1 rRNA gene (cut by a window edge) is annotated in these 1,739 nt (G+C 54.6%); it reads left to right on the top strand.

The features are described 5' to 3' along the window. Window positions 1-24: 24 nt before the first annotated feature. Window positions 25-1,739: ribosomal RNA gene (locus tag EB241_RS20615) — 23S ribosomal RNA — on the top strand (it continues 1,288 nt past the right edge of the window).

Raw genomic sequence — 1,739 nt, 5'->3', positions numbered from 1 at the left:
GCTAAGGACGCCTGTGGGTTGTGAGGTTAAGTGACTAAGCGTACACGGTGGATGCCCTGGCAGTCAGAGGCGATGAAGGGCGTGCTAATCTGCGATAAGCGTCGGCAAGGTGATATGAACCGTTACACCCGACGATACCCGAATGGGGAAACCCGGTGCACTTGTGCATCATTGCAGCATGAATACATAGTGCTGCAAGGCGAACCGGGGGAACTGAAACATCTAAGTACCCCGAGGAAAAGAAATCAACCGAGATTCCCCCAGTAGCGGCGAGCGAACGGGGAGGAGCCCGGAACCATCATCAGTTTGTGCCTCAGTGGAAGCGTCTGGAAAGTCGCAGGATACAGGGTGATACTCCCGTACATGAAGGTGCACATACTGTGAGTTCGAAGAGTAGGGCGGGACACGTGGTATCCTGTCTGAATATGGGGGGACCATCCTCCAAGGCTAAATACTCCTGACTGACCGATAGTGAACCAGTACCGTGAGGGAAAGGCGAAAAGAACCCCGGCGAGGGGAGTGAAACAGAACCTGAAACCGTGTACGTACAAGCAGTGGGAGCACCTTTATGGTGTGACTGCGTACCTTTTGTATAATGGGTCAGCGACTTGTATTCTGTAGCAAGGTTAACCGTATAGGGGAGCCGCAGGGAAACCGAGTCTTAATTGGGCGTTAAGTTGCAGGGTACAGACCCGAAACCCGGTGATCTAGCCATGGGCAGGTTGAAGGTTGGGTAACACTAACTGGAGGACCGAACCGACTAATGTTGAAAAATTAGCGGATGACCTGTGGCTGGGGGTGAAAGGCCAATCAAACCGGGAGATAGCTGGTTCTCCCCGAAAGCTATTTAGGTAGCGCCTCGTGAACTCATCTGCGGGGGTAGAGCACTGTTTCGGCCAGGGGGCCATCCCGGCTTACCGATCCGATGCAAACTCCGAATACCGCAGAATGTTATCACGGGAGACACACGGCGGGTGCTAACGTCCGTCGTGAAGAGGGAAACAACCCAGACCGCCAGCTAAGGTCCCAAAGTCATGGTTAAGTGGGAAACGATGTGGGAAGGCCCAGACAGCCAGGATGTTGGCTTAGAAGCAGCCATCATTTAAAGAAAGCGTAATAGCTCACTGGTCGAGTCGGCCTGCGCGGAAGATGTAACGGGGCTAAACCATGCACCGAAGCTGCGGCAGCGGCGCGCAAGCGCTGTTGGGTAGGGGAGCGTTCTGTAAGCCGTCGAAGGTGTGCTGTGAGGCATGCTGGAGGTATCAGAAGTGCGAATGCTGACATAAGTAACGATAAAGCGGGTGAAAAGCCCGCTCGCCGGAAGACCAAGGGTTCCTGTCCAACGTTAATCGGGGCAGGGTGAGTCGACCCCTAAGGCGAGGCCGAAAGGCGTAGTCGATGGGAAACGGGTTAATATTCCCGTACTTGGTGTTGCTGCGAAGGGGGGACGGAGAAGGCTATGTCATCCGGGCGACGGTTGTCCCGGTTTAAGCGTGCAGGTGTGTGAACCAGGCAAATCCGGTTCACTTTACACTGAGGCGTGATGACGAGGCACTACGGTGCTGAAGTGACAAATGCCCTGCTTCCAGGAAAAGCCTCTAAGCATCAGGCAACACGAAATCGTACCCGAAACCGACACAGGTGGTCAGGTAGAGAATACCAAGGCGCTTGAGAGAACCCGGGTGAAGGAACTAGGCAAAATGGTGCCGTAACTTCGGGAGAAGGCACGCTGGCGCGTA

The sequence above is a fragment of the Erwinia psidii genome, assembly GCF_003846135.1.
Taxonomy (GTDB): domain Bacteria; phylum Pseudomonadota; class Gammaproteobacteria; order Enterobacterales; family Enterobacteriaceae; genus Erwinia; species Erwinia psidii.
Note: the sequence above shows the minus strand (reverse complement) of the source record. Positions and strands in the feature narration are given on the sequence as shown.